Consider the following 5,233-nt stretch of genomic DNA (forward strand, 5'->3'; position numbering starts at 1 on the left):
GATTATAGTGATGGATCAAATCAATTAGCAGTATAAAATGAAAAGTCTGACCTGATTAAGAAGCATTGCGATCAGGTCAGACTTTTATTTATTTATACGCTTTTACTTGCCGATCTATAAATTGTTTTGCGACTTGTTGTCCAAAGGCAAAAGACATTTGTGCATTGTTGTTTCCGTATTGTGTGGTCATAATCCAACGACCTGACAATAAGAGGTTGTCGAGTGTTCCATACCGTTGAGAAATGACTTGTCCTTGAGGCCAGGTTACTAGCACACCACCGTCTAAGGCAGGGGTAAATAAGTCACGGTTAACCATATTTTTTATGAATAAATCTTGCTGTGTTGCCGGCAGTAATTGACTTTCAAATCCAGCTGCATTCACTAAAATATCCACATGCTTGCTTGAACCGTTCTCAAAGATCAGTTCGAACCCCCCATCACTATACGGTTTGATATCTGCCAGTTTACTGTGGAAGGTCACTTTCCCCTCATCATACCATTGCATAATATCCCCTAGGGCTTCATGTGTCATTTGACTTCTGAAATGTTCAAAAATAGGCATATATTCTTGCTTATATATATTGCGGTCAAGTATCGACATGCCCATGTATATATAAGGTAAATAAGGCGTGACAATACCTGTATAAATTTGGAATATATGTAAATCGCGATCGTAGTGGGCTAATTCTTGACGAATCTCCGTGATAGAGCCACTACCATATCGGTCAATTACGCGTTTAACATCTACATTATTAACTGCCATATCTACCATAAAAGTTTCCAATATATTATCTAGTGGAATATAACCATTATGGGCTGACTGCTGATTTTTAATCCAATCCATATTAAAAGTAGCCTGAATATAACCATCATATGGCCCTTGTTTAACAGAGGAGAATGGTGTAGATCGTGTAAAGAAGGTAATTGAACGAGCGAGTTGACCAGCATAGTGATATTGTAGGTAACGCATAACATCTAGACCAGTTAAGCCGGATCCAATGATGCCAATCTTTTTATTTGGATGAATAGTGGCAAGTTTCTCATTTACGGGGTACGGATCATGGATATATCCACTGTGCCCCATTAAGTGATAGCGATCTGCATAAGGTGGATGCCCAATATTTAAGAAAACGACGTTATAGATGGTGTTCTGCCAATGACCATCAGCTGTTTGTAATTGATAGTAGTAATTCTTTTCCTGGCTGCCTGTAATATGACTACCTGTTTGATCTACAACTTGGATGTCTTGAATACGTTGGTAATGGATATGAACGTGGTCATTGTCTAAATAATGTTTCATACGGTCTTTTAGATAATCACCGTACATTGCACGGGGGATAAAAGCTGCTGGATTACAGTATTCTTTGTGGTGGTATGACAACCAGTCTAATAAATCATTAGGATTATCTGCTTCGATAGACAAATCTTTCGCATATGAATTCATTACTAACTTATGGTCGTCCTCTTGATAGGGGAAACCATTGCCTAAGGACGTAGATTCATCATAAATATCAATTGTTAAGGGTTGCTTTGGATGTTGGTTTTTAAAATCAATCAGGGCTTTCAAGGTGCCATTTCCAGCTACACCTAATCCTACAATCGCGATTTGCATAGTATTCTCCTTAAATGTTGTTAAAAAATTTTTGTACGGACGAAAGCATATTGAAATATATTTGATTATTGCGTCTACTTTCCCCATCCTATTAACGCTATAAATTATAGCATATTCCTATGTTTTACAAGAAAATTCCCTATGAAATATCCGTAATTCAAAAGAGGATGGGATTAAAATTCCCTAAATTTTATCTTAATGTAATGTTGTTTTATGTTAGGATATGGTATTTTTGTTGAATACGAAAAGGAGTTATAATTATGAAACCAAATTTAAATAAACAGCTGACAATGCGCGAGCTCATTGTCGTAGCTTCCACGTTGTTTGGCTTATTTTTTGGTGCTGGTAATATTATTTTCCCTGTTTTAATGGGACAAATGGCTGGTAACCATGTTTGGCAAGCAAGTCTAGGATTTATTATTACTGCAACTGGACTACCTTTACTAGCAGTAGCCGCTATGGGGATGACACACTCAGAAGGTGTCTTTCATTTAGCAAGTAAGATTTCTAGAAAATATGCATACTTTTTTACGGTAGCACTGTATTTAACTATAGGCCCATTCTTCGCTAGTCCAAGGACGGCATCTGTATCTTTTGAAGTGGGTTTTGCGACAACAAGTTTCGCTGGGTCACCTGTCGCTTTATTGATTTATTCAGCCTTATTTTTCGGGGTAGCCTTGGCATTATCACTTCGGCCATCAAACATTATGGATTATATTGGTAAGTTCTTAAATCCTGTGTTTCTTATTTTCTTAGCAATTATTTTTATTCGTGCATTTACAATGCCGGAAACAAGCGTAGCTGAAGTTGAATCAATTGCTAGCTATTCAAATCAAGCCTTTTTCCAAGGGTTTTTGGAAGGTTATAATACGATGGACGTCTTAGCGGCATTGGCTTTTGGTATCATTATTATTCGCTCAATCCGTAAATTAGGCGTGAATGAACCTAAAAACTTGGCCAATTCAACAGTAAGATCCGGTTTATTAACTGCTATATTAATGGGTTTGATTTATTTCAGCTTAGCTATTTTAGGTACACAAAGTCGTGGCTTTATTGATGTACAAGAAAATGGTGGTATCGCGCTCTCCTTGATTACGCAACACTACTTTGGAACTGCTGGCTCAGTCATCTTAGCTATAGTTATGGTCTTCGCATGTTTAAAGACAGCAATCGGATTAATTGTAGCTTGTGCAGAAACTTTTGAAGAACTTTTCCCGAATAAATTATCATTGACCAATTGGACTATTTTATTTGCGGTCTTATCTTTCCTTGTTTCAAACGTAGGATTAACAACGATTATTGGCTTATCCACGCCGGTATTAATGTTCTTGTATCCATTAGCAATTTCACTAGTTATTATCGCTTTATGTGAACCTATTTATACCAGTAAACATGTATATCGCTGGGTTACTATTTTTACAATGTTTGCAGCCTTATTCGATTTCATTAAAACTTTACCCGAAGGCATCTTTAATGCAATCGGTGGAGAAGCTATTGGTCAATTTGCTGATACGATTCTGCCATTCTATGCCTTTGGATTTGGCTGGCTAGTCCCAGCTCTGATTGGACTCGTTATTGGTATTATTCTTACTGAAAAAGAAAAAATAGCTAGTTAAACGAACGGATAACACCTCTACTTCTTGATTTGAAGTGAGGTGTTTTTTTGTTTGCAAAATACAACTATCGTTTATAAACTTGATAGAGATCATTTTATATCGCATATATTAACTGTTACGTATGCCAACAAAATGTAATAAACGTATATTTTTTTCTAGTACAACGATAACAGTATATTTAAAATGCATATCATCAGTAATAAAAATACTACTGAACGTGTGAAGATGGATAAGGAAGCTGCGTCGTTACAAAAATCTAGCCAGCCGTTTTGGTAAGAAAGAATTAGCCTCAGTTATTATGAATTTTGTTGGTCTCATATCTTCAACCTTGTACTTTAACAGTACTGATAATATGTATATAGTGTGATGACAGTTATGGGTTATCTTAAATCTGCTATGTTCAATTCAGTTATCTGGACGGCAATTTTAGAGGTTGTAAATGATAGTGAAGTGACAACGCGTAATCGTCAAGATGGTGCTGTATATTCTCTTTATTCATTTGCACGTAAAGCAGGATAAGCCGGATTTATTTCGGGGCAAGCTTTAGCTATGGTAGATTACGTTTCAGATGCGCTAGTGCAATAAGAGTCAGACATAAAAGTATGGATTTATATATTAGGGACTCTAGTACAGGGTATTTCTTTCATTCTAGGTGTATTGTTGTATTGCTTGTTTACTCATTCAAATCGTAAACGTGTATTAAATAAGGCTACTGAACTTGAAGCGCATCGCAATGGCTAAATGAAACTTTATGAACGATCTAGTTATGATAACTAGGAAAAAGAGTAAGTGTTAAAACTTACTCTTTTTTTTGTCTCGTGGTCATGTTAAACTATGTCGACACCATTTTTAGTACAATGATGTATTTTTTAAGGAGACCCATAAATATGAAAACAGCAATTATTGTTGACTCAACAGCAACTTTACCAGAAGACCTAAGCAGTCTAGAGAATGTATTTCAGATTAAGTTGAGTGTTATTTTTCCTGATGGAGAAGTGCGTGAAGATTCTAGTGACCCCCAAGTGATCTCAGACTATTATAATGAATTAGAAAATATGACAGTATTACCAACAACGTCACAACCGACAAACGGACAAATTTATGACCTATATGAAGAAATTATCAAAGCTGGCTATGATGAAGTTTATGGCATTGTGATTGCTAGTCAATTAAGTGGCACTCTGTCTTCATTAGAAGCGGTATCAAGAGAGTTTACCGATCAAGTTACCACCCATATTATTGATGCTAAGTCGACATCAGCTGTGTCGCAACATTTGGTAGGTGAGTGTTTACGATTATTAACAGCAGGTCATACTGCAGCAACTGTTGTACCCGCCTTAGAACAAGTAGCTAACGAAAGTGAAACTTATATCTTGGTGGGTTCATTGGACAACCTAGTAAAAGGAGGCCGTTTATCAGCTGCCGGTGCCTTCTTTGGTAACCTATTAAAAATTACACCTTTAATTAAAATTGACCAAACGGGTGCGCTAGAAGTGATTGATAAAATACGTACTGACCGTAAAATGAAAGAAAAATTCAAAGGGATTTACGAGACTGCCCACGCTAAGTATGGCGATCGTTTACATGTGTCTGTAGCCCACTCAAACGCTTCAGAACGCGCTTTAGAACTTGTTGCCAATATGTCAGATGATATGGATATGTCACAAGTAACTGTCTCTGCATTAACGCCGGTTGTAGGGACCCATGTAGGGAACGGCTCGATTGGGATCTTTTTATTGGTAGATGCCGAATTGTAATATTCGAGAAAAATGCGATTTATCGCATTTTTTTTGCTATAATGTACCTTGAATAAACACAGTGCACCAAGTGTTACAAGGAGGAGAATATTATGCGCTCAGCAATCATTGTAGATAGTACATCTAGTTTGCCTGACGAATTAAAAAACCATCCCGATGTGTACGAGGTAACTTTAAAGATTACTTTTAAAGATGGCGAAGTAATGGATGATACCACCAACGAAATGAGTTTGAAACACTTCTACCAT

The 5,233-nt window shown here is 36.7% G+C and carries 4 protein-coding genes; 3 read left to right on the plus strand and 1 reads right to left on the minus strand.

Annotated features, from left to right (window positions below):
* Nucleotides 1-88: 88 nt before the first annotated feature.
* Entirely contained in the window at nt 89-1,612 is a 1,524-nt protein-coding gene (locus ACRCJ0_RS09125; RefSeq protein WP_431390249.1) for an FAD/NAD(P)-binding protein, read from the minus strand.
* A gap of 260 nt (nt 1,613-1,872) precedes the next feature.
* Between ACRCJ0_RS09125 and brnQ the strand changes: the two genes are divergently transcribed.
* From brnQ to ACRCJ0_RS09140, 3 genes are all read left to right on the plus strand, one after another.
* Nucleotides 1,873-3,228 (plus strand): branched-chain amino acid transport system II carrier protein, encoded by a 1,356-nt coding sequence (gene brnQ / locus ACRCJ0_RS09130; RefSeq protein WP_431390250.1) that lies wholly within the window; start codon nt 1,873-1,875, stop codon nt 3,226-3,228.
* Between the two features lie 363 nt (nt 3,229-3,591).
* Complete coding sequence (locus tag ACRCJ0_RS09135) at nt 3,592-3,747, plus strand: hypothetical protein (protein ID WP_431390251.1); 156 nt, start codon at nt 3,592-3,594, stop codon at nt 3,745-3,747.
* A 368-nt stretch (nt 3,748-4,115) separates the two neighbouring features.
* Nucleotides 4,116-4,985 carry a DegV family protein gene (locus tag ACRCJ0_RS09140; protein ID WP_431390252.1) on the plus strand — a complete coding sequence of 290 codons (870 nt, stop codon included), beginning with the start codon at nt 4,116-4,118 and terminating at the stop codon, nt 4,983-4,985.
* Nucleotides 4,986-5,233 lie beyond the last annotated feature (248 nt).

Source organism: Aerococcus sp. L_32, from assembly GCF_050689315.1.

Coding starts and splice junctions, on each gene's coding strand:
- brnQ (WP_431390250.1), top strand. CDS start 1,873: ATGAAACCAAATTTAAATAAACAGCTGACAATGCGCGAGCTCATTGTC.
- ACRCJ0_RS09140 (WP_431390252.1), top strand. CDS start 4,116: ATGAAAACAGCAATTATTGTTGACTCAACAGCAACTTTACCAGAAGAC.
- ACRCJ0_RS09125 (WP_431390249.1), bottom strand. CDS start 1,612: ATGCAAATCGCGATTGTAGGATTAGGTGTAGCTGGAAATGGCACCTTG.